The sequence below is a fragment of the Breoghania sp. L-A4 genome, from assembly GCF_003432385.1.
GTDB lineage: Bacteria > Pseudomonadota > Alphaproteobacteria > Rhizobiales > Stappiaceae > Breoghania.
This window is the reverse complement of the sequence record NZ_CP031841.1, coordinates 2,349,301-2,374,879: the sequence shown is the minus strand read 5'-3', so window position 1 is coordinate 2,374,879 and position 25,579 is coordinate 2,349,301. Positions and strand designations below refer to the sequence as shown.

General features: G+C 64.9%; 21 protein-coding genes, 1 tRNA gene and 3 pseudogenes. 4 read left to right on the top strand and 21 right to left on the bottom strand.

The window, feature by feature from the left end:
* Nucleotides 1-124: 124 nt before the first annotated feature.
* The 6 genes from soxB to D1F64_RS10935 form a co-directional block, all read right to left on the bottom strand.
* Complete coding sequence (gene soxB, locus D1F64_RS10960; protein WP_117412478.1) at nucleotides 125-1,816, bottom strand: thiosulfohydrolase SoxB; 1,692 nt, start codon at nucleotides 1,814-1,816, stop codon at nucleotides 125-127.
* Between the two features lie 305 nt (nucleotides 1,817-2,121).
* The gene (gene soxA, locus D1F64_RS10955) at nucleotides 2,122-2,988 is read right to left on the bottom strand and encodes a sulfur oxidation c-type cytochrome SoxA (protein WP_117412477.1); all 867 of its coding nucleotides are present in this window, start codon (nucleotides 2,986-2,988) and stop codon (nucleotides 2,122-2,124) included.
* A gap of 75 nt (nucleotides 2,989-3,063) precedes the next feature.
* Nucleotides 3,064-3,390 (bottom strand): thiosulfate oxidation carrier complex protein SoxZ, encoded by a 327-nt coding sequence (soxZ, locus tag D1F64_RS10950; protein WP_117412476.1) that lies wholly within the window; start codon nucleotides 3,388-3,390, stop codon nucleotides 3,064-3,066.
* 49 nt (nucleotides 3,391-3,439) lie between these two features.
* A complete protein-coding gene (gene soxY, locus D1F64_RS10945; protein ID WP_117412475.1) occupies nucleotides 3,440-3,901 on the bottom strand; it encodes a thiosulfate oxidation carrier protein SoxY in 462 nt (153 codons plus the stop codon).
* A gap of 100 nt (nucleotides 3,902-4,001) precedes the next feature.
* Entirely contained in the window at nucleotides 4,002-4,457 is a 456-nt protein-coding gene (soxX, locus tag D1F64_RS10940; protein ID WP_117412474.1) for a sulfur oxidation c-type cytochrome SoxX, read from the bottom strand.
* 340 nt (nucleotides 4,458-4,797) lie between these two features.
* Nucleotides 4,798-5,568: a cytochrome c biogenesis CcdA family protein gene (locus D1F64_RS10935; RefSeq protein ID WP_117412473.1), complete on the bottom strand. Its 771-nt coding sequence runs from the start codon at nucleotides 5,566-5,568 to the stop codon at nucleotides 4,798-4,800.
* Between the two features lie 255 nt (nucleotides 5,569-5,823).
* On the opposite strand from D1F64_RS10935, the gene D1F64_RS10930 reads away from it, so the two are divergent.
* The 3 genes from D1F64_RS10930 (at nucleotide 5,824) to D1F64_RS10920 (ending at nucleotide 7,971) form a co-directional block, all read left to right on the top strand.
* The gene (locus tag D1F64_RS10930; protein WP_248304727.1) at nucleotides 5,824-6,240 is read left to right on the top strand and encodes a transcriptional regulator; all 417 of its coding nucleotides are present in this window, start codon (nucleotides 5,824-5,826) and stop codon (nucleotides 6,238-6,240) included.
* Nucleotides 6,241-6,321: 81 nt separating this feature from the next.
* Nucleotides 6,322-6,672 (top strand): metalloregulator ArsR/SmtB family transcription factor, encoded by a 351-nt coding sequence (locus D1F64_RS10925; RefSeq protein ID WP_117412472.1) that lies wholly within the window; start codon nucleotides 6,322-6,324, stop codon nucleotides 6,670-6,672.
* 201 nt (nucleotides 6,673-6,873) lie between these two features.
* Entirely contained in the window at nucleotides 6,874-7,971 is a 1,098-nt protein-coding gene (locus D1F64_RS10920) for a YeeE/YedE family protein (protein WP_117412471.1), read from the top strand.
* 104 nt (nucleotides 7,972-8,075) lie between these two features.
* Here D1F64_RS10920 and D1F64_RS10915 read toward each other — a convergent pair whose 3' ends face one another.
* From D1F64_RS10915 to D1F64_RS10890, 7 genes and pseudogenes are all read right to left on the bottom strand, one after another.
* Nucleotides 8,076-8,915 (bottom strand): 3-keto-5-aminohexanoate cleavage protein, encoded by an 840-nt coding sequence (locus D1F64_RS10915; protein WP_117412470.1) that lies wholly within the window; start codon nucleotides 8,913-8,915, stop codon nucleotides 8,076-8,078.
* Complete coding sequence (locus D1F64_RS10910) at nucleotides 8,912-10,270, bottom strand: aspartate aminotransferase family protein (RefSeq protein WP_117412469.1); 1,359 nt, start codon at nucleotides 10,268-10,270, stop codon at nucleotides 8,912-8,914. The genes D1F64_RS10915 and D1F64_RS10910 overlap by 4 nt, the downstream gene beginning before the upstream one ends.
* Before the next feature lie 66 nt (nucleotides 10,271-10,336).
* Complete coding sequence (locus D1F64_RS10905) at nucleotides 10,337-10,765, bottom strand: universal stress protein (RefSeq protein ID WP_117414550.1); 429 nt, start codon at nucleotides 10,763-10,765, stop codon at nucleotides 10,337-10,339.
* A 120-nt stretch (nucleotides 10,766-10,885) separates the two neighbouring features.
* Nucleotides 10,886-12,409, bottom strand: coding sequence for a DUF3394 domain-containing protein (locus D1F64_RS24545; RefSeq protein ID WP_248304726.1), 1,524 nt, complete (start codon nucleotides 12,407-12,409; stop codon nucleotides 10,886-10,888).
* 5 nt (nucleotides 12,410-12,414) lie between these two features.
* Nucleotides 12,415-13,398, bottom strand: coding sequence for a TRAP transporter fused permease subunit (locus D1F64_RS24540; protein ID WP_248304725.1), 984 nt, complete (start codon nucleotides 13,396-13,398; stop codon nucleotides 12,415-12,417).
* Between the two features lie 192 nt (nucleotides 13,399-13,590).
* Nucleotides 13,591-14,603, bottom strand: a pseudogene (locus D1F64_RS10895) (TAXI family TRAP transporter solute-binding subunit).
* 519 nt (nucleotides 14,604-15,122) lie between these two features.
* On the bottom strand, nucleotides 15,123-15,422 hold the full coding sequence (locus tag D1F64_RS10890) for a hypothetical protein (protein ID WP_117412468.1): 300 nt from the start codon (nucleotides 15,420-15,422) through the stop codon (nucleotides 15,123-15,125).
* 463 nt (nucleotides 15,423-15,885) lie between these two features.
* On the opposite strand from D1F64_RS10890, the gene D1F64_RS10885 reads away from it, so the two are divergent.
* Nucleotides 15,886-15,961, top strand: a tRNA-Lys gene (locus D1F64_RS10885).
* A gap of 274 nt (nucleotides 15,962-16,235) precedes the next feature.
* Here the strand turns inward: D1F64_RS10885 and D1F64_RS10880 are convergent.
* The 8 genes and pseudogenes from D1F64_RS10880 to D1F64_RS10845 form a co-directional block, all read right to left on the bottom strand.
* Nucleotides 16,236-17,642 carry an FAD-dependent oxidoreductase gene (locus D1F64_RS10880; protein WP_117412467.1) on the bottom strand — a complete coding sequence of 469 codons (1,407 nt, stop codon included), beginning with the start codon at nucleotides 17,640-17,642 and terminating at the stop codon, nucleotides 16,236-16,238.
* A gap of 1 nt (nucleotide 17,643) precedes the next feature.
* Nucleotides 17,644-18,257, bottom strand: a pseudogene (locus D1F64_RS10875) (cysteine hydrolase).
* Between the two features lie 201 nt (nucleotides 18,258-18,458).
* Nucleotides 18,459-20,510: a hydantoinase/oxoprolinase family protein gene (locus D1F64_RS10870; RefSeq protein WP_117412466.1), complete on the bottom strand. Its 2,052-nt coding sequence runs from the start codon at nucleotides 20,508-20,510 to the stop codon at nucleotides 18,459-18,461.
* On the bottom strand, nucleotides 20,507-22,243 hold the full coding sequence (locus D1F64_RS10865; RefSeq protein ID WP_117412465.1) for a hydantoinase B/oxoprolinase family protein: 1,737 nt from the start codon (nucleotides 22,241-22,243) through the stop codon (nucleotides 20,507-20,509). The genes D1F64_RS10870 and D1F64_RS10865 overlap by 4 nt, the downstream gene beginning before the upstream one ends.
* Nucleotides 22,240-23,109 carry an isocitrate lyase/phosphoenolpyruvate mutase family protein gene (locus D1F64_RS10860; RefSeq protein ID WP_117412464.1) on the bottom strand — a complete coding sequence of 290 codons (870 nt, stop codon included), beginning with the start codon at nucleotides 23,107-23,109 and terminating at the stop codon, nucleotides 22,240-22,242. The genes D1F64_RS10865 and D1F64_RS10860 overlap by 4 nt, the downstream gene beginning before the upstream one ends.
* Complete coding sequence (locus tag D1F64_RS10855) at nucleotides 23,106-23,612, bottom strand: 3-isopropylmalate dehydratase (RefSeq protein ID WP_117412463.1); 507 nt, start codon at nucleotides 23,610-23,612, stop codon at nucleotides 23,106-23,108. The genes D1F64_RS10860 and D1F64_RS10855 overlap by 4 nt, the downstream gene beginning before the upstream one ends.
* Nucleotides 23,609-24,898, bottom strand: a complete 1,290-nt coding sequence (locus tag D1F64_RS10850) for a 3-isopropylmalate dehydratase large subunit (protein ID WP_117412462.1) — start codon at nucleotides 24,896-24,898, stop codon at nucleotides 23,609-23,611. The genes D1F64_RS10855 and D1F64_RS10850 overlap by 4 nt, the downstream gene beginning before the upstream one ends.
* A pseudogene (locus D1F64_RS10845) lies at nucleotides 24,895-25,505 on the bottom strand (ABC transporter ATP-binding protein). The gene D1F64_RS10850 and the pseudogene D1F64_RS10845 overlap by 4 nt, the downstream one beginning before the upstream one ends.
* Nucleotides 25,506-25,579: the final 74 nt, after the last annotated feature.

Below are 25,579 nucleotides of genomic sequence, written 5' to 3'. Positions count from 1 at the left end.
AAACACGCAATAAAAACGCCGCGCTTTCACGGGCTTTCCTCCGCGCCAAGCGCGAGAGGGCCGGGCCGCTCGCGCCGCCCGGCCCTCTCGCATTCAAACCCCTGATCCGCAGCCCGAATGGACGTCAGAGACCGACCACGTTGACCGAGCGATTGGGTTCCAGCGACACCGTCTTGTGCTCGGCAAGATAGTCTTCCACCACGTCCCAGATCGCCGGACCCTCGGTGCCCTCGTTGACGCTGGCCCAGCCGGCGACCGCGTATTCCTTGGCGGCATCGATCGCGTCGCCGGTCTTGAGCACCGTCATGCCGGTGATGCGTTCGCCGATGGTCTTGGTGGGATCGATCGTGTAGCCAAGCCCGCCGACGCGCACCATGTCGCCGCCCTGCTGATAGTAGGGATCGACGTTGAACAGGTTGTCGGCCACGTCCTCGAGGATCTCCTTGATGAAGGCGCCGCTCATCATCGAGCGGTAGGCCGCGGGATAGGTCATGGAGGTGGCGTTGTGCAGGTCCTCCACCGTGATGTCCTGGCCCGGCAGCACGCTGGTGCCCCAGCGGAATCCCGGCGACAAGGCGATGTCCGCGTCGCGCTGCTCGAGCAGCGCCTGGCAGATCAGATCGTCGAACGTGCCGTTGAAGTTGCCACGGCGATACAGCAGCGAGTCGGCGGAGCCGAGCACCCGGCCCAGTTCCGCCTCGTAAGGCGCGCGGACGCTGTCGATCAGGGCGGAAACCTCCGCGTCGGGCTCGATCACGTCGGAGAAGATCGGGATCAGCTTGTGGCGGAAGCCCTTCACGGCGCCGTCGCGCACGTCAAGGTCGAGGCGCGAGACGAACTTGCCGTTGGAACCGGATGCCAGCAGCAGGGTCGAGCCGACCTGGACCGGCTCGGGAATCGCGTCATGGGTGTGGCCGGTGAGGATCACGTCGATACCGGTGACGCGCGACGCCAGCTTGCGGTCCACGTCGAAGCCGTTGTGCGACAGCAGCACGACGAGCTCGGCGCCCTCGGCGCGCGCCGTGTCGACGTTCGCCTGCACGTCCTCTTCGCGAATGCCAAACGACCAGGTCGGGAACATCCAGCGCGGGTTGGCGATCGGCGTGTAGGGAAACGCCTGGCCGATGACCGCGACCTTGACGCCGCCACGCTCATAATAGGCGATTGGATCAAACGCCGGCTCATCCCATTCGGTGTCGCGGATATTGCCGCCCAGGAACGGGAAATCCAGCGAGTCGACCGCTTCCTTCACACGGTCGGTGCCGTAGGTGAACTCCCAGTGACCCGTCATGGCGTCGGGCTTCAGCGCGGCCATGACGTCGATCATGTCCTGGCCCTGCGTCTTCAGCGAGGTGTAGGAGCCCTGCCAGGTGTCGCCGCCGTCGAGCAGCAGCGTGTTGTCCTCGCGGCCCGAGCGGATCGACTTGAGCACGGTCGCAACGCGGTCGATACCGCCCATACGGCCGTAGGTCCTCGCCAGCGCGGTGAAATCCTCGTAGGTCAGCGCATAGGCCTCGGGCGATCCGGGCTGGATATCGTAAAGTTTGAGGAAATCGGCTCCGGTGACATGCGGCGGCAGGCCGCGCACGGCACCCACGCCGACGTTGACCTCGGGTTCGCGGAAATACAGCGGCTTGAGCTGGGCGTGAATGTCGGTGATGTGCACCAGCGTGACATTGCCCATCGGCTCAAACGCCAGAAGATCGGACTGGCTCAGCGCCTGCTGCGCCGCCACGCGACCGAGACGGCCAAACCCGCCGCCGGTCAACGCCGCCGTCGCTACGGCCGCCATCAGGAATTCACGCCGCGAGATCATGGCTTACGCTCCGTCTTCGATTGCGCCTCGATCAAGGTGGCGCATTTTCAACTGCCGCGACAAGGCCGGCGGCATTGTTTTCAGGGTCTGTGCGCCAATCGGGGAACGCCGGAATCCAGGACGCGGTTTCCCGATGCGGTGTCAAACCGCCGGAAAGCCCGCGTGGAGGCTGGATGCAGGTCGATTGGGGCGGGTGACGATGGCCGATCCATGCCGGCCATCGTCAATCCGTCTGTCGCGCGCAGCCGATCAGATCCGGCTGCGCCGGTTCCGGCGAAGCGTCGCTCCGCCGGAAAGCAGTCGTGTCAGTTGCGAACGGCCGGCGTTTCAACCGAAAGGCCGGTGCCGCGCCACGCCAGATAGGTTTCCAGCGCGACGAATTCGTCCGAACCGCGCTTGTAGGCCGTGGCGCGGATGTTCTCCATGCAGCCTTTGAAGCGGCGATGCAGCGAGCCCATCTTCTGCCACTTGAAGCGGTAGGTCGGGAATCCGTTCGACTGGCCCTGGCTGAGCTTGTCGGCGCGGATGTACTTGCCGTAGTTGTCCTCGTGGCAATTGGAGCACGCCATGTCGAGCTGTCCGACACGGGTGTAGTAGAGCTCCTTGCCGCGCTCGAACCACGGCTGCATCGGGCCGCTGACGTCAATATCGACCGGCATGCCGCGCGACTGAAGGCCGACGTAAGCCGTCATGCCGAGCATAGCATCGGATTCCCATTTCCACGGATCCGCTTCCATGCGCTCGGTGCGGCAAGCGTTGATCTGGTTTTCCAGCGTGAACGGTCGGCCGGCGGCCTCGTTCCACTTGGGCATGGCGGCGCGCACGCCCTTCATGCTTTCAGACGCATCGCCGTGGCAGGATTCGCAGGACTTTCCCGCGGCCCCGTCCACCGTCGACCAGGCCTGCTCGGCCTCATCGACCATCAGGAAGCCCGGATTGTTGAAATCATCAAGCTGCAGGTCCTTTGTCTCGCTCGTGCGATACTCGAGACCTGAGATGACTTCACTGAGCGGGTGTCCTTCCGGCGGCGCGACACGGGTCGTCAGGACCGTATCGCCGACTTTCGGAAACTCGGCATCCTCAGCCTGTGCGGCCATGGCACTGGAAAGCAGCGCTGCGGCGGCGAAACCGGCGCATATGCTCTTTCCGGAATAGGTTCGGGCCCATTTCATTCGGCGTTCCCTCCGATTTATTGGCGGGCAGGCCTGAACCCACCCCGTTGCCTGTCTGCGGCCGTACTCGTCAGATCACCCGACGGTGATCTTGGATTCCGTCTCGTAAACGGAGCCGTCGTCATCCACCCAAGTGAACTTGAACGTTCCGGATTCCGGCACGCGCACGTTGAACTCGAGGTAGGGGTTGGCGGACACCGCCGGCTCGAGATCGCAGCCAAACACCATCTTGTCGTTGAATTCACAGGTGAACTTGTTGATGATCTGGCGCGGGATAAGGTTGCCTTCCTTATCCTTCCGCTGACCCGATTCCATCTTGTGGCTGATCAGCGTCTTGATTGCGATGATCTCGTCTTTCGAGGCCTTCTTCGGCACTTTTACGCGAGGCTTAGGGTCTGCCATTGCCTGTCTCCTGAATTATCACTGGATCCGTTGAAACCGCTCGGTCCAATCAGCCGCCGCAGCCGCCGATGGTGACCTTGACGGTCTTCGTGTCGATGAAAACGGATCCATCCGCCATCTTCGCCACCGCGATCACGTCCTGTGTCTTGGCGAGCCGCATCCGCGTGGAGGCAGCGCATTCGCCCGACATGTCCGAGAAATGGAACGTGGCGACGCCCGGGTTCGGGTTGCCCGCCGCCAGCAGCAGCACCGATGCGACATAGTCATCGCTCGTCATCGGGCTTTCGACCGAGACCGACATCGGCACGGTGTTGCCGTTCTCCGCGATTTCAGGAGCCGTCAGTTCGACCTTGCCGGTTGCGGGCTCCTTGCCGCCGGTAAAGTCCATGATGGCTTTCTTGACGTCGTCGCTCGCGGCAAAGGCTTCGCCGCGGGGTCCAACGGTGAGAAAGAGCGCCGCAGCACCCGCTCCCAGTGCCAGCGCCTGGCGCCGGTTCAATGATACCGTCATCGTTTCCTCGTCATTTGCATGTCATCCGCGGAATTCGATCCGCGATCCGGACCTTCGATGCGCCCCGGACCTATCGCCCGGTGTCGCGTCGCACCGCTCTCTATTGCTCTTTCAGCGTCAGAAGATAGGCCAGCACATCCTCGACCTGATCGGCGGTCAGGATGGATTTGCCCTCGAATTTATCGAGAGGACGGTTGAAGCCTTCCGACTTGTAGAAGGCCGGCATGATGGTGCCTTCGAAAACCTTCTTGGAATCGACCAGCAACAAACGCAGCTGCGCTTCGTCATAGCGATCTGCGACCCCGTCGAGCGGCGGCGCGACTTCGCCATGGAATGGCAGATCGGACAGATCGGACACTACGTGGCAGGCCAGACAATTGCCCAGCTTGCGGTCGGCGAGCGTCACCTTGCCCGCAGCCGGATCGCCCGGCTTGCCCGTCAGCGACACCGCAATGCCGCCGTCCACGATTTCATAGGCCGGCTTACCCGCCTGCGCCGCGACAAGCGACAGCGCAAGGACGCCGGCGGCCGCCAAACTGGTACGGAGAATTTTCATCGGCGATTTCCTTCCCTCCTGCGAGGCTTCCCCACCCGCAAGGCTTCATGGCCGCGGTTCTTGTGCGGCGTTTCGCAAGATCCCGTCCAGTCGTCCGGGACCCGCCAAGGTTCGACTAGTCTTAGCAGCATCGGGCGCCAAGATCAATAATCATATTCATATGTTTGCATGTGATTTCACATGCGGCGTTGCAGAGCCGGGCCTAGAGATTGTCCGTGCCGGATAATGCAACAAGATCAATCTAGAGTGCAATGCAACATAGGGCCGCCATCTTACCATGCGCGCCACAGGTTTCGTGGCTTCATCCAACCTAACACCGCGTTCCCGATGCACGGGCCGGTTACCCGACCACCGAAAGAACCGGAAACGTCTCGAGCAGCCAGAATGACAGATTCGCCATCTGCCCGGTCAGAAAGGCCACGCCGGTGATGATCAGCAGCACGCCCATGGCCCGTTCGACGGTGACCATGTGGCGGCGGAACTTGCCCATGAACCGCATGAACGGTCCGGCAAAGACGGCGGCGGCCAGAAACGGCACGCCAATTCCAAGCGAGTAGGATCCCAACAGCAGCGCGCCCTGGAACACGGTATCCTCGGAGCCGGCAACGAACAGGATGGCGGCGAGAATCGGCCCCACGCATGGCGTCCAGCCGAAGGCGAACGCCAGGCCGATCACGTAGGCGCCAACAAGCCCCGCGGGCTTGCGCTCGAGATGAAAGCGCGCCTCGCGGTACAGAAGCGGAATGCGGAAGACGCCAAGGAAGTGCAGCCCCATGATGATGATCACGGCGCCGGCGATGTAGCCCAGCTCCTGGATGTGGCTGGAAACGAACTGGCCGATGACGGAGGCGCTGGCGCCCAGCGTCACGAAGACCGTCGAGAATCCGAGAACAAACGCCAGAGCGGCCATGAAGACACCGGTGCCGTCGCCTTGCACCGGCGCAGACGCCGCCTGGGCGCCCGCTGGCTGCGCCGCGGCGGTGCCGGTGAGCTGATCCATGGAAACCCCGGCGAGAAACGCCAGATAGGGCGGCACCAGCGGCAGCACGCAGGGAGAGACGAATGACAGCAGACCCGCGATGAAGGCTCCCCAGATCGAAATGTCCTGCATGCGGCGTATGCCCTTCGACTTGCGATGTTCCACGGTTGCCGCGATCGTCCGATACGGCGGACTTGCAGCCTCTCATGCGAAAATACATTCGCATTATGATATATGATAGTCTACTCTTATATAGACCATCACGGGATTTCCGTGCACTCACCTTTGCGCGAGACCAGCCGGACGCCCCGGTTTCCGGCCGCGCATTGAACACGGCGCGGAAGCAGGCTCAAGAACCACGGCTTCGGATACATCACAATGTGGCGCATGCGCACAACCCTTTCCAGTCTCGCCCTGCTTGCGGGCCTTCTCGCCTCCGCCGGCCTCGCGCACAGCGCCCGCGCGGCGGAACTGGTGATGCTGGAGCAGCAGGGCTGCGAATGGTGCGCGATGTGGCACGAGCAGATCGGCCCGATCTATCCCAAGACCGAGGAAGGCCGCCGCGCGCCCCTGCGCCAGGTGGATATCCATGCGCCGATGCCGGACGATCTGTCGGAGATCCGCTCCGACCATTTCACGCCGACCTTCGTGCTGGTCGAGGACGGAGTGGAAATCGGCCGCATCCGCGGGTATCCGGGCGAAGACTTCTTCTGGGGCTGCTGGGCCGGCTTCTGGAGGATCTGGACGAGGCCCAGGCGAAGCGAAGCGCCATGGCGGTGCCGGATGCGCCCGCACGATAGTTGAAACAGAGCCTCGACTTTGTTGGGCGCTGCCGGTAAATCGACGTATCCGGGTGACGAGCTTGAGAAGCGTGGAACGAACGACATGTTCAAGGACAGCAAGGCGATCATATCCGAACTCGAAGAGACGGAGTCGTCGCCTGAACTCGACAAGATTCTGGATAACGCCAAGGACGCCAGCGACTTCCTGAAGGCGCTCGCGCACGAAAGCCGGCTGATGATCCTGTGCATCCTCGCCGAGGGCGAAAAGTCGGTCACCGAGCTCGAATCAATCCTGTCCCTGCGGCAGCCGACGGTTTCCCAGCAACTGGCCCGGCTGCGCATGGACAACCTGGTCACCACGCGGCGTGACGGAAAGACCGTCTACTACAAGATCGGCAACGAGGACGTCGGCAAGGTCATCGACGTGGTCTACGACATCTTCTGCCGCAAATAGAGTTCGGGCGCGGAACGACAGCGGAGCCTGACCGGCGGCGCTTCAGACAGCGGATGCCGGGCATGGGACGACCGGTATCAAACCCATGCGTCCGCGCCACGCCGACACACGAAGGGACCCGCAAGAGGTCCCGGGGCCGCAAAAACCGGACAAAACGGCGGCGCGGCAAGACGACATGCTCTGGGAGAGGGTATCGCCACAATGGATGCGCTGTCGACGCCGGTGTTGCTCGCCCTGGCCGGTTTTGCCGGAGGCGTGGTGCTGGGTCTCGCCGCGCGCCTGGGCCGGTTCTGCACGCTGGCGGCATTCGAGAACATTTTCTACGGCTCCGACTATCGCCGCATGCGCGCGTGGGCGCTGGCGGTCGCCGTGGCGATCGTGCTCGTGCAAACCATGGCGTGGCAGGGAATCCTTGATCTCGACCAATCCATCTACCGCGCGGCGGAGTTCACGTGGCTGAGCGCGATCGTCGGCGGGCTGCTGTTCGGCGCGGGCATGGCGCTCAACGGCACCTGCGGCTTCGGTACGCTGGTGAGGATGGGCGGCGGCGACCTGCGCGCCCTGGTCACCTTCCTCGTGCTGGGAATCTCCGCCTACATGATGATGGGCGGCGTCACATCGTTTATCAGGCTCGAGTTCACCGATCCGGTGACGCTGGATCTGTCGGCGCTCGGCGCGCATGATTTCGCCGCGATGATGGACATCTTGCTCGGCACCAACGCGGGCGCGCTCTGGGGCTATCTGGTCGCCGCGGTCCTGGCGCTATGGGCCCTCCGGGACAAAGGGTTCCGGCAACGCTGGCGGCTGGTCGTCTCCGGTGTCGCCGTGGGCCTGGTGATCGCCTGGGGGTGGTTCGCCACCGCGACGCTCGGCGCGGATCCCTTCGATCCGCAGCCGCTGGCCTCCTACACCTTCGTACGCCCTGTGGGTCAGACGATCCTCTACGCCATGACCTTCAGCGGCGCGACCATCGACTTCGGCGTCGGCGCGGTTGTCGGGGTTATCGCGGGGGCGCTCGCCGGCGCGGCCATGCGGCGTGAATTCCGGTGGGAGGCCTGCGACGATGTCCGCGAGCTGCGCCGTCACCTCTCCGGCGCGTTCCTGATGGGAACCGGCGGCGTGATGTCCTTCGGATGCACCATCGGACAGGGCATGACGGCGGCTTCGGCGCTGTCGATTTCCACGCCGGTGGTGTTCCTCTCGATCGCGCTGGGGGCGCGCCTCGGCCTGAGCTGGCTGATGGAGGGATCGCTGCGCGGGCTTTTCAGTTCGCTCATCGCGGTTCGCCGGCTTCCCTGACACCGTATCGCCCATGCAACGCGCCCTTTCCCGCGCCAATCACCGTGTCCGAAACGCCACCCCGCAGACGAACCGCGGGATGGCTGCCGATTCACCTCGCGGAGTCAGGGCTGCGGGAAGCCCAGCACACGCAGGGTCTGCTCGCGATCGGTGACGGGACGGCCGAGCAGTTCCGCGATCGAGCGGATGCGCGCGACGGCGGCGTCATTGCCACGCGTCATCGTGCCATCGGGCGCCCAGAGCGAATTCTCGAATCCGACCCGCGCGTGACCGCCCATCGCAATGGCGGCTGTTACCGACGCCGTTTCACCACGCCCGAAGGCGCAAATGCTCCAGGCGGTCGCGCGCCGCTCTTCCGCGGTGTCCATCACGTCGAGAAACGCGCGCAACGCATTGGGATCGCTTTCCTGGTTGGCCGTATACCGCCCCAGCACAAAAAGGACGGACCAGTGGCCGCCCGGAATGACGCCGCGGCGCACGAACTCGAGGAATGCGTGCAGGTCGGCGGCATCATAAAGAATATGCTGAACGGCAATCTGCTCCGCGAGGCACCAGCCATAGAAGTCCGCGGCGGCAGCCACCGACTCCTCATCGGGCAAGACCTCGCGCAGTCCCACGCTGACCGCCTCGGGCTTCAGAGCGCGCACCATCGCGATCTGCTCCTGCGGCGCGTAACGGCCGACCGCCTCGGTGGTCGCCTGCACCACAATCCCGGGACCCGCCTCGCGCGTGATCGCCGCCGTCACGTCGCGGTACAGATCGGCGTCGAGCACGTGCACGCCTTCCGCGTCACGCACATGCACATGCACGGCCGAGGCGCCCGCATCGGCGCAACGCGCCACGTCGCGGGCGATCTCGGCGGCCGTCATCGGCAGGTTCGGATGGTCGGCCTTCGTGCGCCGCGCCCCGTTGGGCGCGACCATGATCATCACCGGATCGCTCATGCCGCGGCCACTTGCGCGAAGACGCGCGCCATGGAGCGCCCGAGCTTGTCGGCGATTTCGGTGACATGGCTGTCGTCGATGATAAATGGCGGCGCCAGCAGCACGTGATCCCCGCGCTCACCATCAATCGTTCCGCCCATCGGATAACACATAAGGCCCTCCTCCATCGCCGCGCGCTTGATCATTGCATTGACCTTGAGCGCCGGCGCGAACGGCTCCTTGGTAACCCGATCCGCGACAATTTCAAGCCCGCGAAAAAGTCCCCGGCCGCGGATATCACCGACATGAGGATCGCCGGCAAAGCGGTCGCGCAAAGCGGCATCGAGCTTGTCCCCCATGGCGCGGACATTGGCGAGCAGCCCGTCGCCCGTGCTGCCGGCCACGCGATCGAGCACCGCGCATCCGGCCGCGCAGGCCGCCGGATGGCCGATATAGGTGTGGCCGTGCTGGAAAAAGCCCGAGCCCGTTGCGATCGCCTCGTAAATTGCGCCTGAGACCAGCAGCGCGCCGATGGGCTGGTAACCGGCCCCCAGCCCCTTGGCGATGGCGACCATGTCCGGGCGCACATCGTCGGCTTCGCTGGCGAACAGCGTGCCCGTGCGTCCCATGCCGCACATCACCTCATCGAGAATCAGCAGCACGCCGTGCCGGTCGCAGATCTCTCGAATGCGCTTGAAGTAGCCCGGCACGGCGGGCACCGCGCCCATGGTGGCGCCGACGACCGGTTCCGCGATGAAGGCGGCGACGGTGTCAGGACCGAGCTCCTGGATCTTGGCTTCCAGTTCATCGGCCACGCGCAAGCCGTAGGCCTCCTCGCTCTCGTCCGCGCGCCGGTCCCGGTAGGGATGGCAGGCCGCGATATGATGCATGGCACCGACCAGCAGCGGCTCGAACTGCGCGCGCCGCCAGCGGTTGCCGCCGGCTGACAGCGCGCCCAGCGTGTTGCCGTGATAGCTCTGCCAGCGGGCGATCACGTTGCGCCGCGTGTGTTCTCCCCGCTCCAGGAAATACTGCCGCGACAGTTTCAGCGCCGCCTCCACTGCTTCCGACCCGCCGGAGACGAAATACACCCGCTCGATGCCCTCAGGCGCCAGGTCCACAAGCCTGGCCGCCAGGGTTTCCGCAGGTTCGCTGGTGAAAAACGCCGTGTGGGCGAAGGGAATCGCGTCGAGCTGCGCCTTGATCGCCGCGATCACGGCGCCGTCGCTGTGGCCCAGGCAGGAGACGGCCGCTCCGCCGCAGGCGTCGAGATAGCGCTTGCCGGCGCTGTCGATGATGTGGACGCCCTCGCCCGCCACCGCCGTCGGCAGAACGGCCTTCGTGTGACGCGGAAAAACGCGGCTTTGCTCGCTCATGGAATCCTCCCGAACGCGGCGTGGTTTCTGTCATGTTCAGGCTGAAATGCCCGCGGCGCCGGCGGCCTATTCGCGCACCACCATCACCGACTGACGTGCATGGCGCACGACCCGGGCAGCATTGGGGCCGAGCAGATAATCCTTCAGCTCGGGGCGGTGCGAGCCAAGCACGATGAGATCGACATCGATCTTGTTCGCCGCATGGAGGATCTCCTCGTAGATCACGCCGTGCGCGATGTGCCCCTTGGCGACGATCCCGGAGGGAACATGCTCCGCAATGAAGGCCTCAAGCAACTTTGAGGCTTCGGCGACCGCCCGCTTCTCGTAGTCCTTGGGGAAGAAGGAGCCCACCAGCGCCGAGCCGATCTGCGGCACGACCGCGACGATATGCAGGTCCGCCGGGTAGTGGCGCGCGAGATCGACGGCCTCGGGCAGCGCCTTGCGCCACGAGCTTTCCTCGCCCAGGTCGATCGGCAGGAGAATGTTCTTGTACACCGCCGCCTCCAAGATCCGGTCCCGCCTTCAACGCAGACGTCGAGAAGGCATGAAACCGCGTCGGTTTCAGACTGACGGAGCACCCGCCCGGACCTTTCGGGCCGGTATGGGCTCCGGACTTCAAAATGCCGGCACTGTCGTGCGGCGCGACTGCAGCATGATCACGATACCGAGCAGCAGCAGCGCGGGAAGATAGAAGACCTCCTTCCACACCCGCTCGGTGTTCTCCACGCCGACGCTGGCGATCACGACCGGGACATCGCCATAGAAGTCGAAATTCCGCCCCAGTTCGTCGAACGCCGAACCCGGCAGAGGCTCCTCGAGCACCGCCGCCCCGTCCGCCACATCCACGCTGATGCCGGCGGCCTGAAGGCGCGCCTCGCCATCGTCCACCTCGCCCAGCGGGATAACGATCACCGTCTCCAGCGTCGCGTCGGGATTGTCGAAATCCGGACCGCTCACCCGGGCGCGCAGCCCCTCGCCCACGGGCAGTCTTTCGGCAATCTCTGCGATCTCCGTTCCCGGATGCTCGATGATCGGATCCTGAACCATGTCGAGCCAGAACCCGGGCCTGAAGAGCGTGAAGGCCACGAGCAGCAGCGCCACGGTCTCCCAGATCCGGCTCCTCGCGAAGAAATAGCCCTGGGTGGCGGCGGCGAACAGCATCATCGCCACCACGGCGACGCAGAAGACGAACACCGCCTTGACCGGCGTCACGTCGATCAGCAGCAGCTCCGTGTTGAAGATGAACAGAAACGGCAGCAGCGCGGTGCGGATGTCGTACATGAAGCCCTGCACGCCGGTCTTGATCGGATCGCCGCGCGATATGGCGGCGGCGGCGAAGGCCGCAAGCCCCACCGGCGGCGTGTCGTCGGCCAGGATGCCGAAATAGAAGACGAACATGTGCACCGCGATCAGCGGCACGATCAGCCCGCTTTGCGCGCCCAGCGAGACCACGACCGGCGCCATCAGCGACGACACCACGATGTAATTGGCCGTGGTCGGCAGGCCCATGCCGAGAACGAGGCTCATCACCGCAACCAGAAACAGCATGCCCAGCAGGCTGCCGCCGGAGAGAAACTCCACCAGTTCGCCCACCACCTGATGCGCGCCGGTGAGCGAGATGGTGCCGACGATGATGCCGGCGGCGCCCGTCGCCACGCCGATGCCGATCATGTTGCGCGCGCCTGCGACGATGCCGTTGATCGTGTCCGTCACACCGGCGGCAAACGCGCCCAACAGGTCGCCCGATCCCCGGAACAGGGCCTTCAGCGGCCGCTGGGTCAGCGTGACGACGATCATCGCCGCCGTCGCCCAATAGGCCGACAGCGCCGGCGACAGACGTTCGATGAGAATGCACCAGATCAGGATGATGATGGGCAGCAGGTAGTAGAGCCCGGTCAGCGCCGTCTCGCCCGAACGCGGCAACTCGAGGATTGGCGCGTCGGGATCGTCGACAACGAGATCCTCACGCCCCGAGGCGATGCCGATGAGCAGCAGATAGGCGCCCAGGAAAAGAACGGCGGCACTCCAGAAGCCCATGCCGGGATAGGCCACCTTGACCCAGCCAAGCCCATAGTAGACCGCGGCGGCGAGCACCGAGATGCCGATGAAACCGCCGAGAAAGCCGATCATCTTCATCATCGCGGTCATATGCGAGGGCGGCTTGGGCAGCCCTTGAGCCCCATCTTCAGGGCCTCCAGGTGCACGATATAGACCAACGCGATGTAGGAAATGACCGCCGGAAGGAAGGCGTGCTTGATGATCTCGGGGTAGCTGATGCCCGTGAATTCGCTGATCAGAAAGGCGGCCGCCCCCATCACCGGCGGCGTCAGCTGGCCGTTGGTCGATGAGGCGACCTCCACGGCGCCGGCCTTCTCGGCCGAAAAACCGGTGCGCTTCATCAAGGGAATGGTGAAGGTGCCGGTGGTCACCGTGTTGGCGATGGAGGAGCCGGAATACAGCCCGCTCATGGCGGAGGCCACCACGGCCGCCTTGGCCGGCCCGCCGCGCAGGTGACCCAGCAGCGCGAAGGCGATCTTGATGAACCAGTTACCGGCGCCCGCCTTCTCCAGGATCGAGCCGAAGGCGACAAACAGGAAGATCATCGAGGCGGACACGCCCAGCGCCACGCCAAAGACCCCTTCCGTCTGCATCCAGAAGTGCCACATCGCCTTGCCGTAGGACGCGCCCTTCCAGCGGATGGCATCCGGCAGCACGTCGCTGTGACCGAAGAAGACGTAGAGCACGAAGACACAGGCCACCACCACCAGCGGCAGCCCGAGCGAGCGGAAGACGGCGATCGCGAGGACCACCATGCCGATGGTGGAGGCGATCAGATCCCCTGTCGTCGGCAGCCCCGCGCGCACCGCGATCTCATTCTTGAACACCAGCAGATAGAGGCAGGCGGCCACGCCCGCGAGCCCGAGCAGCCAGTCGTACCAGGGAACGTAGCGCCGGGGGCTGGCCCTGAGCAGCGGATAGGCCATGGAGGCCAGAAACAGCGCGAAGGCGAGATGGATGACCCGCGCCTCGGAATTGTTGAAAATGAAGCTGTTATTGCCGAGAATATCCGCAAGCTGGTAGGGAATGCCGGAGGCGATGTAGAGCTGGAACATCCCCAAAGGAAACACACGAGGGGAATGAACCGCCCTTGCCAGCCTGCCGGATTGCGCGCGCCCGTGTCCACCTGGGCGACGAGGGACTCCGCATCAATCGCGGCCCCCCCGCCGCGCCCGCCCTGATCGCCGCCCGAGGCAGTGTCTTCCGCCCTGGATTGCCCCATCACATCCCCTCCGCAGCAAGGATAACCGGCAGCATGGACCCTACATCAGGCCAAGTTCCTTGTAGGCCCTCACCGCGCCGGGATGCAGCGGCGCGGACAGCGAGTCCTTGATCATTTCTTCCGCCTTCAGGTTGCCGAACGCCGGGTGCAGAGCGCGAAAATCGTCAAGATTGGACATCACGGCCTTGGCGATGACGTAGACGACGTCGTCGGGCACCTTCGCGGAGGTCACGAAGGTCGCGCCCACACCAAAGGTCACCACATCCTCGGCATTGTTGTACATGCCGGCCGGAATGATCGCCTTGCGGTAGAAAGGATTGTCGGCGACCAGCTTGTCGATTTCGGGTCCCGTCGCATTGACCAGCACCGCGTCGCACGTCGACAGAGTCTCCTGGGTGAGCGCGGAGGGATGCCCGACGAGCCAGAAATAGCTGTCGATCTTGTCGTCGCACAAAGCCTGCCCGGTTTCCGCCGACTTCAGCTCGGCCGCGAGCCGCAAATCGTCGCGCGACCAGCCAAGCGCCTGTTCGATCACGTCCCAGGTGCCACGCGTGCCGGAACCGGGGTTGCCGATGTTCACCCGCTTGCCCTTGAGATCGGTGATGTTGGAGATGTTGGCGTCGACACGCGCCAGGATCGTCACCGGCTCGGCGTGCACGGAGAAGACCGCGCGCAGGTCTTCAAACGGGCCCTGATCCTCGAACTTCGAGGTCCCATTATAGGCATGATACTGCCAGTCCGACTGGGCGACGCCGAATTCAAGCTCGCCGGCGCGAATGGTATTGATGTTGTAGATCGAGCCGCCGGTCGATTCCACGGAGCAGCGGATGCCGTGCTCCTTGCGGTCCTTGTTGACCAGCCGGCAGATCGCCCGCCGGTGGGATAGTAGACCCCGGTGATGCCGCCCGTGCCGATGGACACGAACTGCTGTTCGGCGGCGCGTGCCGGCGCCGAGACGCCCGCTAACCCGAATGCGGCCACCGTTGCGGCAAGCGCCGCCAGACGAACCCTGGAAAGATCGCGTGAAAAGAAGTGAACCGGCAAGAAACGCATCGTCTGCCTCCCGAATTGGCTGACCTGATAAATCCGGCCGCGACGCCTGCTTGTTGTTCGTGCGCCTGGACCAGCCTCTTGTTCCGGTCAGAAGCCTAAACCAAGTCGCGACGCGGGAACAAGTTTCAGATCGTAATTTGATATGTAAAATACCTGAGTGAGAGCGTAAATCACGGTAGAGACAAGCACCCTGTCACAAGAAAATCGCATGTTGTCTCAAGTGCCTGCCAAAATCGTCTGGACGGATCGCAGCCCTGGTAGAGGATACGCGCTCGACAAAAAAGTTCCGCTACGGAATATCTTGACAAAAATCCGCATGCGCGGCCGCAAAACGGAACGTCATTTGACTTTGAATGCCGATTGAATCGAGGGACTCACCTGCGCGGCGGGACGGTACTGCGACACCGCCAATAGCGCTGTGCCTACCCGTTACATCCGCCGCAGGCCGCACGCGTTACCCTGCGGCAAGCAGACTCTCGCGAAAGATTTTCCGGAGGAAAAGAACGGTGCTGGCAGGCTCTATTCGCCGCCGACGCGGCCGCCCTCGATGACCTCGAAGATATGCCGCCGCAGTCGCGTTTCGGCCATGTCTTCGCGCAACCCCTGCCGCCACTGATCGACAATCAGGCGCAGCGGCAGAGTCTGGCGCGTCTGCGGCAAGCGACTGAGGAAATCGGTGAAATAACTGTCGAGCGCATCGCGATCAATCACGTTTTGGGCGATCAGACCGTGTACCAGCGTCATGGTCGCCGCGATATGGCCCTTGAGAAAATCAAACTCGACAACGCCGGCACCCCTACGGTCTTCATCATCCGCCATATGAGTTCGCCTCGATTGCTTCCGACCTCGAACGTTGACACGTTCGATCCTGTGCGGCTTTTACTAAGTTACACGGATACCCTAAATATCCAGACGACGGGCGAATTCGGCCACATATTTTTGCAAAATGCAATTCGGAAAATATGCAAACTGTTTGCATGCGAATGCTTTTTGCCGGAAACGAATCTCCTGGAAAGTAACAATATATACGGACAACCGCCCCCTCGAGAATTTTCACAACGCTGATTTTGCTGTGATACGGCAAGATTCCGGGATCATTCAAAAGCCCGCCCGACGCACGCGCTCGCGGGCCGCTCGCGGCACAGGAGCCGACGCCCGTCCGGCACAGACGCGGCGCGCGCGAACCCGCCCGCGCGGGAGATCAATCCACAGAGGATAAAAAGAGTTTTCGGAAGGAGACTTGCGCGAAGCCGTGGATCTGGTATGAAACCGCCCTCATTGGGAGCCGATAGCTCAGCTGGTAGAGCAACTGACTTTTAATCAGTAGGTCCAGGGTTCGAGCCCCTGTCGGCTCACCAACTTCCCAAGAGATCCCAATAGTTTGGAACTGTCCACGCGCTCGCGAGCGCGCACCCGGGTCACGGTTGAGGGCCTCATCGGGAGCGCCCGGCTGCGCCCGCGTTCGTCCACACGCGCGGCACGGTCCTTCAAGTGGGCTCCGTGACATCAAACCACGCCTGAGGCTTCGGATCGCTTTGACCGCCTCCACGAGCCGTCCGACAAGGAGCGCCGCGTGTGGCGAAGCGGGGCGCTCGATGCGATCCGGAGGGCGCACTGACGCGGATTGCGGCTCTAATCCGGCCCGCCTGCGGCATCGCGTCCCGCCAGATATCCGAAAGCGATGGCGCTCAGCAGACCGTTGCCCGACAGATAACCCGAAACGTCGGGACCGGAGACACCGCACGCGGCCCCTCCGCCCGCGTAGAGGTTCGGGAACGGCCTCCCCGCCCGATCCAGCACCCGCGCGTGCTCGTCGATCATCAGACCGCCCTGGGTATGAAACAGCGCGCCCGTGACCTTGACCGCATGATAGGGAGCCGTCAGCGGCGGCTTGGTGGTGAAATCGCGGCCGAACGGATCCGCGCCCTCCCCTGCCTGAAGGGCTGTGACATCGGCAAGCGTCCTTGCGAGCGCCGCTTCGGGCAGGCCGGTGACACGGGCCAGCGCCGCCACGTCTGCAGCCTCGCGGATGGCGCCGGCCTTCACGGCGTCCGCGTAGTCCGGGAAGCCTTGCGCAAAGCCGTGCAGCCGTGCGTCAAAAATGTTCCAGGCGATGCCGCCCGGCTGCGCCAGCACGTTCACCGCCTGCTCTGAATAGCCGCCGTGCTCGTTGGAAAAGCGCTCGCCATCGGCGTTAACCTGAATACCGCCTTCCATCATCAGCGCCCAGGAAATCAGGATGCCGTGCGGGTGGGCCAGCGAGCCGTGGCCCTGGTAGCCGGAGAGATGCATGGTCTTCGCGCCGAGCGCCTCGCCCCACGCGAGCGCGTCGCCGGTGTTGCCCTCGTGGCCGTAATAGAGCCCGCCGGCGATTTCCGGGATATGGGCGCGAACCAGCGCCGCGTCGCCGCCAAAACCGTTGCAGGCGAGAATCAATGCGCCGCAGCCCAGCACTTCGCGCGCGCCATCGGGACGGCTGATCTCGACCGCATCGATACGATCTTCTTCACTGGCGAACAGCCTGGTGGCATGCGCCTCGGTGACCACCGAGATGCCGGCCGCCTCGGCCGCCGCCAGAAGGCGCGCTTCCAGTCCCTCGCCGGTCTTCTCCGGCACCGCGTGCATGCGGTGACGCGAATGGCCGGGATAGAGAAAATCGTCGAGCACGATCCAGTCGATGCCGTGCGCGTCCGCGAGCCATTCCAGCGCCGGGCCGATGGTACGGCTCGCGAGGCGCGCGAGCGCGGCGACCGACTTGCCTTTGGACTTGGCGAGAATGTCAGACTCGAAACGCTCCGGCGTGTCGTCCTCGACGCCGATGGCGCGCTGGAAGCGGGTGGCGGGCGCGGGAACAAATCCCGACGACATGGAGGTGGAGCCCGACGGAGAGGCGTCGCGTTCCAGAACGATGACCTCGGCGCCGCCGGCGCGCGCCTTCAGCGCCGCGACAAGGCCGCAGGCGCCCGCTCCTATGACGACCACATCGGCCTGGACGTCAATGCGCGCCGGTGCATCATGCGAAATCGATGCCGTCCCCATGTCAGACGCCCGAAATCATCGCGATTGCCTCGGCGCAGGTCAGTGTGCCGGCCACCGTCGCAAGATCGCCGATGGCGCGCACATGCGTCTCGCGCGAGAACGCGGCGCAGCCGTCGCTGAGCACGATGGTCTTGAAGTCGCGCACATGCGCGTCGCGCACGGTCGAGGCGACGCCGCCGTTGGTGACGATGCCGCAGATGATCAGCGTGTCGATGCCGGCCTTGCGCAACACCCATTCCAGCCGCGTCATGTAGAAGGCGGAATAGGCGACCTTCTCGATCGCCAGATCCGCCGGCTGCAGCGCGTCGACCAGTTGATGCCCCAGGCGCCGGGGCAAAAGTCGCCCTTGCGCAGGAACGGTCTCAGTTCCTTCAGATGGGCTGAGATGAACGGCTCGCCACCCTTGCCCGGCACCAGCGTGAACTGGGTCGAGGCAATCCAGCCGCCCTTGGCGCGCAGCGCGTCGGCGACCGGCAGCACGCGGTCGGGAAGCGCGGCGATGTCGGCATTCTTCTGACCGCCCCGGGCATAGGCGCCGTCGGGATGCAGGAAATCATTCTGCAGATCGACGATCAGCAGGGCCGTGCGGGCGGGATCGATGGTGATTGCAGTCATGCCTGATGCTGCTCTTCTTGATGTGGAATCAGCGGTCTGCTCTCCTCTCCCCCCTTGAGGGGGAGATGCCCCGATAGGGGGCAGAGGGGGTGAGCCACATGCTCGGAACCTGCCGCCCACCCCCCTCTGTCGGCTGCGCCGACATCTCCCCCTCAAGGGGGAGAGGGGCAGTCAAATCCATCTCTCGACGTATAGCGCACTCTACCCCACCGGCGTGATGACAAGATTGCCATAGGCGTCCACGCGCGCTCCAAGCCCCGGATCAACAAAGATCGTCGTGTCGGCCTGCTCCAACAGGGCCGGTCCGCTGATCGTGGCGCCGACCTCAAGCTGCAGCCGCTCGAAGATTCCGGCGTCGTGCCATGCGCCGTCGCTGAAGACACGGCGCGTGCCCGTGCGGCAGGCATCGGCCGGTTTGCCGCCAACGGGCGCGAAGACGGCCATGTCGAGCCCAGGCCGGCGGCCGATCACAGCGATGCGGTAGTTCATCACGCGCATCGGAATGCCGTCGAGCAGCCGTCCGTAGGTCTCGTGATAGGCCGCCTCGAAGGCGGACCGGATCGCCGCGGTGGTCAGCCCGTCCACCGGCATGGCAAGCGCCACGTTCACCGTATGGGTCTGGCCCAGATACAGCATGTCGAGTTCGAAAACCCGGTCCACGGCGGCGAAGGCGACGCCCGCGCCGTCAAGCAGAGCGCCGGTTTCGTCGGCGACGCGCATCATCTCGGTGCCGAGGTCGGCCGCATCGAGGTGATCGAGCAGCCTGTTGACCGTCTGCACCCGGTCGTGGCGCATGTCGGCAACCACGCAGCCCAGGGCGGAGGTGACGCCCGGAAAGCGGGGAACCAGCGCGGAAGCCAACCCGACTTCCTTGATCAAGGCGCCGGTGTGCAGCGCGCCGCCGCCGCCGAACGGCATGGCGGAGAATTTCGCCGGATCATGACCCTTTTCAATGGAAACGAGACGGATGGCGCCGGCCATCTTGGCGTTGGCGAGCTTCAGGATCGCTTCGGCCGCGGCCTCGACCGTCAGACCCAGGGGCGTGGCAATATGCGTTTCGATGGCCGTGCGCGCCGCCTCGACGTCGAGGCGGTCCAGCTTGCCGCCGATCGGCCTGTCGGCGTTGATACGGCCCAGCACCACGTTGGCGTCGGTGACGGTCGGACGGTCGTTGCCGAGCCCGTAGCAGACGGGACCGGGATCGGAACCGGCGGATTCGGGGCCGACCTGCAGCAGGCCGCTCTTGTCGACATGGGCGATGGATCCGCCGCCCGCGCCGATCGTCGTGATCTCGATCATCGGCGTGCGCACGACCATGCCGAAATCGATCGACGTCTGCGCGGCCAGCGCCGCCTCGCCGCCCGCCACGAGCGACACGTCGAACGACGTTCCGCCCATGTCGCAGGTGATGATGTTCTCGAAACCGGCGGCCTTGGCTATGGCGGTGGCGGCGATGACGCCGGCGGCCGGTCCCGAAAGCGCCGTGCGCACCGGATAGCGCTTGGCGGTGTCGATGGACATAACGCCGCCGTTGGACTGAACGATCAGGATGTCGCCTGTGAAACCGCGCGCGGCCAGGCCTTTTTCCAGCCGGTCAAGATAGGAGGAGACCACGGGCTGCAGATAGGCGTTCAGCGTCGCGGTCGACAGGCGCTCAAATTCACGGATTTCGGGAAGGATCTCGGTGGCGGCAGTCACGTAGGCGTTGGGCCAGACGGAGCGCACCGCCTCCACGGCGCGCGCCTCGTTGTCGTTGTTGGCGTAGCCATTGATGAAGAACACGCAAACCGCTTCGCACCCGGCCTCGGCCAAGTCAAGCGCGCGGGATTTCACCTCCGCCTCGTCGACCACGCGCAGCACAGAGCCGTCAGCCAGGATGCGTTCGCCGACCTCGACGCGATCGGGCCGCTCGACCACGGGCGTGAACGAGCCCTTCAGCCCCCAGGTGGTCGGCCGATCGCGGCGGCGCATCTCGAGCACGTCGCGAAAGCCTTCCGTGGTGATGATGCCGGTGCGCGCACCCTTGCGCTCCAGCAAGGCGTTGGTGCCCACGGTGGTGCCATGCACCACGGTCCTGATATCGGCGAAATCGGCGACTTTCTGGGCGATGCCCTCGACAAAGCCCTTCGACTGGTCGCCGCGGGTCGACGGCACTTTCGCGGTGACGACCGTGCCCGTAGTTTCATCCAGAATGAACACGTCGGTGAAGGTGCCACCGACGTCGACGCCGATCACATATGCAGGTTTTGTCATTGAGCCGCCTCCTGGGCGCGCAGGCTTGTGGTGGCGGCATCGTCCACGGTGCCGTCCATGCGCAGCACGACGCCATAGTCGGCCTCGGCGCAGGCGCGGCTGATGAAACCGAGACGAGCATCGCGGGCGACGCTGGCCGGGTCGCGGGCGAACGCCTGGCCGTAGCCGCCGCCGCCCGGGGTCTCCAGCCGCAGCGCCTGGCCGCGATCGATGTGGATGCCGACGATCTTGGAGACCATCGGCGGCGTGTGGCTCCCGTCCGCCTGCTCATAATGGAAGGTGTTGAGCGCGGCCGCACCGCCGCCGACCACACCGCGCGGCGGGAACTTGCCGCGCTCGCCGAACAGGAAGACGTCGGCGTGTTTCTCCAGCAGCTCGATCTCGTAGACCGCGCCGAGCCCGCCACGATATTCGCCGGCGCCGCCTGAATCCGGACGCAACGCCCACTGTGTGAACCGCACCGGATAGGCGGATTCAAGGATTTCCAGCGGCGGGATCGTCGCGGTGGAAATGGGCGCGTTGCCGTGGTTGAGGCCGTCGCCGGCGCCATGCGCGCCGTGGCCGCCGCCGAAGAAGGAGAACATCACCCAGCGCTGGCCGTTCGCGCGGTGGCCGGCGAGCGACAGCGCGTTGATGGTGCCGTAGGCGCAGGCCATGGCTTCTTTCGGCGCGATCTGCGCCACCGCCTGGAACACCACATCGATGAGCCGCAGGATGGTCTCGGTGTAGCCGCCGACGGGCTTGGGCGCCTTGACCGACAACAGCGAGTCCGGATCGATGCGGAACTCGACGGGCTCAAGCACGCCCGCATTGGCGGGCACGTCGCCGAAGATGTGCTTCAGCGCCACGTAACAGGCGGCGATGGTGGTGGCGCGGGAGATGTTGACCGGACCGGCGCAGGCCGGGGACGAGCGCGAGAAATCCATCACCATGCGGTCGCCGTCGATGGTCAGGTCCAGCGCGATCTTCAGCGGCACGTCATTGATGCCGTCGTTGTCGAGGAAATCCTCGGCCGATACGGTGCCGGACGGCAGCCCGGAGATCTGGGCGCGCATCATGGCGGCCGCACGCGCCTTCAGCTCGACCAGGCAGTCGCCCACCGTCGCATCGCCATATTCATCGAGCAGCGCGTTCATGCGCTTCTCGCCCAGCTCCAGTGCATTGATCTGGCCGTTGAGATCGCCGTAGAGAGACAGCGGCAGACGCGAGTTGGCCGACAGAATGTCCACGATGTCCTGGCGGAATTCGCCGCGGTCATAGAGCTTGACCGGCGGGATCAGCATGCCTTCCTGAAAGCACTCGGTCGCGGCGGGGTTGTAGTTGCCCGGCACGTTGCCGCCCACGTCGTGCCAATGGCCGACAGACGCGAGATAGCAGAACACCGCGCCGTCGCGGAACACCGGCTTGACCAGCCGGAAATCCGACAGATGGGTGCCGCCGTCATAGGGATCGTTGAAGATCCAGACGTCGCCTTCGTTGACGCCGCCCTGTTTTGCGGCCTTGTCGATCACCGCCTTGACGGCAAACGCCATGACGCCGACGAAGATCGGCAGGCCGGACTTGCCCTGCACAAGCGTGTCGCCCGTCGTCGCATCATAGATGCCGTGCGAGGCGTCGTGGGCTTCGGCGATGATCGGGTTGAAGGCGGAGCGGAACAGCGTCGCATCCATCTCGTCGGCGACCTGCTCCAGGCGGCCCTTGAGAATGGCGAGGGTAACCGGATCGATGCTCATTGCCCTCCCTCCCCGTCATAGCGCTTGCCCTGGGCGAGCAGGTCCGGTGTGCCGATCACGTCATTCAGCCCCGTGAAGTCGAACATGCGGTTGCGGAAGGCCTCGTTGGATCCCGTGGCGACCAGATTGGCGTAATAGTCGCGCGCGGTTGCGGCGATGGCGCGCACGATGCCGCCGGGAAAGATCACGAAGCTGAAGCCGAGCGCCTCCAGCCCGGCCGCATTGACGATCGGGGTCTTGCCGCCCTCGACCATGTTGGCCATCAGCGGCACGCGGCCCTTGAAGCGCGCCAGGATCTGTTCGATCTGCTCCATCGACTGCGGCGCCTCGATGAACAGCATGTCGGCGCCGGCCTCCAGATAGGCCTCGGCGCGGTCGACCGCCGCCTCGAAGCCTTCCACGGCGATGGCGTCGGTGCGGCCGATGATCAGCGTGTCCTCGGAAGCGCGCGCGTCACACGCCGCGCGGATCTTTCCCGCCATCTCCGAGACCGGGACCACCGACTTGCCGTCGAGATGGCCGCAGCGCTTGGGCATCGTCTGGTCTTCAAGCTGCAGCGCGTTGGCGCCCATGCGCTCGAACACGCGCACGGTGCGCTGGACGTTGAGCGCGTTGCCGAAGCCGTTGTCGGCATCGACGACGATCGGGAGCGCGATGCGGTCGCGCAGCACGGCGATCGTGTCGGCGACCTCGCTCATCGACACCAGACCGATATCGGACCGGCCGAAACGGGTGTAGGCGATGGAGGCGCCGGAGAGATAGACGGCTTCCGCGCCCGCCTGCTCCGCGATCAGCCCGGTCAGTGAATCATAGACGCCGGGCGCGAGCAGAATCCGCTCTTCTCCCAGTCTTTGCTTCAAGCTCATGTGCTTGTTTCCTTGTCGCGCTCTGCCGCAAAGCGCTTCTTCAGATGCGGCACCAGGCCGCCGTCGGCGAGCATTCGCTTGAGATTGTCGGGCAACGGCTCGAGCCGCACCGTCCGGTTTGTATTCACCAGCCGCAGTTCGCCGCCCTCGACATCGAATTCGGCCACATCGCCGTCATGAACGGCATCGAGATCCTTTGCGACGAGGACGGGCAGGCCGAGATTAATGGCGTTGCGGTAGAAGATGCCGGCAAAGGATCGCGCGACGACGCCGGCGACGCCGAGGTGTTTCAAGGCTTCCGCCGCCTGTTCGCGCGACGAGCCCATGCCGAAGTTCCTGCCGGCCACGACCACATCGCCCGGCCGCACCGTGGACGCGAAATCGGGCCGCGGTCCTTCCAGACAATGCGCGGCGAGCATGTCGAGCCCGCCCTTCATGTACTGGCCCGGAGCAAGCTGGTCGGTGTCGATGTCATCGCCAAACACGAACACGCGCCCGCTCATGCGCCCTCCTCCTTGCCGGTGAGAAAGTCGCGCGGGTCGCTGATCCGCCCGGTGATGGCCGAGGCCGCGACCGTCAAAGGCGACCCCAGCCAGACCTGGGACGACGCAGCCCCCATCCGGCCCTTGAAGTTGCGGGCTGTCGAGGAAATGCAGGTGACGTTCTCGCCGAGCCGGTCGGTGCCGTAGCCCGCGCAGATGCCGCAGGCATTGGGCAGGATCCGCGCGCCTGCCTCCTCGAAGACCGCCATGATGCCCTCCGCCGCGGCACGATCCTGATCCCGCCGCGTGGCGGGCGCGACCATCAGTTCGACGGAGGGCGCCAGCGTCCGTCCGCGCAGGATGCCGGCGGCGCGCTTCAGATCCTCGTATTTCGCGCCGGTGCAGGCGCCGATGTAAGCCACGTCGATGGGCGTGGCCGGCGCATCCGAGATCGACGCGGCATTGGCCGGGGAATGCGGAGCCGCCACCTGCGGCTCGAGCGCCGTTGCATCGAAGACATGATGCGCCAGCAGATCGGCGCCGGGATCGGTGCGAAGCGCCCGCCAGTCGCCCGCGTCACCGCCCACATCCTCGAGATAGTCGGCGGTGGTCTCATCCGGTGCGATCAGTCCAGCCTGGGCGCCAAGCTCGGCCGCCATGTTCGACAGCGTCATGCGCTCCTGCATCGACAGCGCCGCGATCGCCTCACCCGCATATTCCACGGCCTGATATTGGCCGCCGTCCATGCCGAGACGGCCGCACAGCGCCAGCATCATGTCCTTGGCGGTGACGCCGGGCTGCAGGTGGCCCTGCCATTCCAGCAGGATGGTTTCGGGGACCGTCAGCCAGATCTCGCCGGTGGCCAGCACGCCCGCCATCTCGGTGGCGCCGACGCCGAACATGTAGGTGCCGAACGCCCCGCCCGTCGGTGAGTGGCTGTCGCCGCCCACGACGAACATGCCGGGTTTCAGATGTCCCCGCTCGGGCAGGACCACGTGACAGATGCCTTCACCGTCATGAAAAGTAACCTTGCGCTCGCGCGCCCACTGGCGGGTGAGTTCGAGAATGCGCGCGCCCTCGTCGGTGTCGCCGGGCACGAAGTGATCCGAGATCAGCACGACCTTGTCCGCGTCGAACAGGCCGACGCCGAGATCCTTGAGGATCGGCTCGACGCGGCGCGGGCCGCCGGAATCATGGATCATCGCGAGATCCACGCGCGCTGTCACGACCTCACCGGGGACCACGGTGTCGCGCCCCGCCGCGCGGGCAATGATCTTCTGCGCCAGTGTCTGTGGGGACGTCATCATACCAACCCCAGGTAGGAGCGCTGCAGCTCGGGATCATCCATCAGATCGGCCGGTTTGCCGGACAGGCGAATCTCGCCGTTTTCCATGACAAAGGCGCGGCTGGCGATTTCCATCGACTGCAGCACGTTCTGCTCGACCAGCAGGATCGTCAGGCCTTCGGCGTTGAGCCGCGTGATCAGCGCGAACATTTCCTCCACCAGCAGCGGCGACAGGCCGATGGAGGGTTCGTCGAGGATCAGCAGCTCCGGTTCCGCCATCATGCCGCGGCCGATCGCCAGCATCTGCTGCTCGCCGCCCGAGAGCGTGCCGGCCTTCTGGCCGAAGCGCTCGCGTAATCTTGGAAAGACATCCTGCACATGCTCGAGATTGCGGGACCGATTGGGTTTGCCGCGTCGATAGGCGCCCAGCTCAAGGTTCTCGCGGACCGTCAGATTGGGGAAGATGTGCCGGCCTTCGGGCACATGAATCAGGCCGCGATCGACAACCGCCTGCGCGCCAAGACCGCCCGTCGCCTCCCCCTTGAACCGGATCGAGCCGCTCCACGGCTTCATCAGCCCGACAGCACCGAACTGAATGTGGTCTTGCCGACGCCGTTCGAACCCAGCAAGGCGACGATCTCACCCTGCGCGATGTCGAGATCGACGCCGCGCAGAACCTCGACCGCCCGTAACCGCCCCGCAG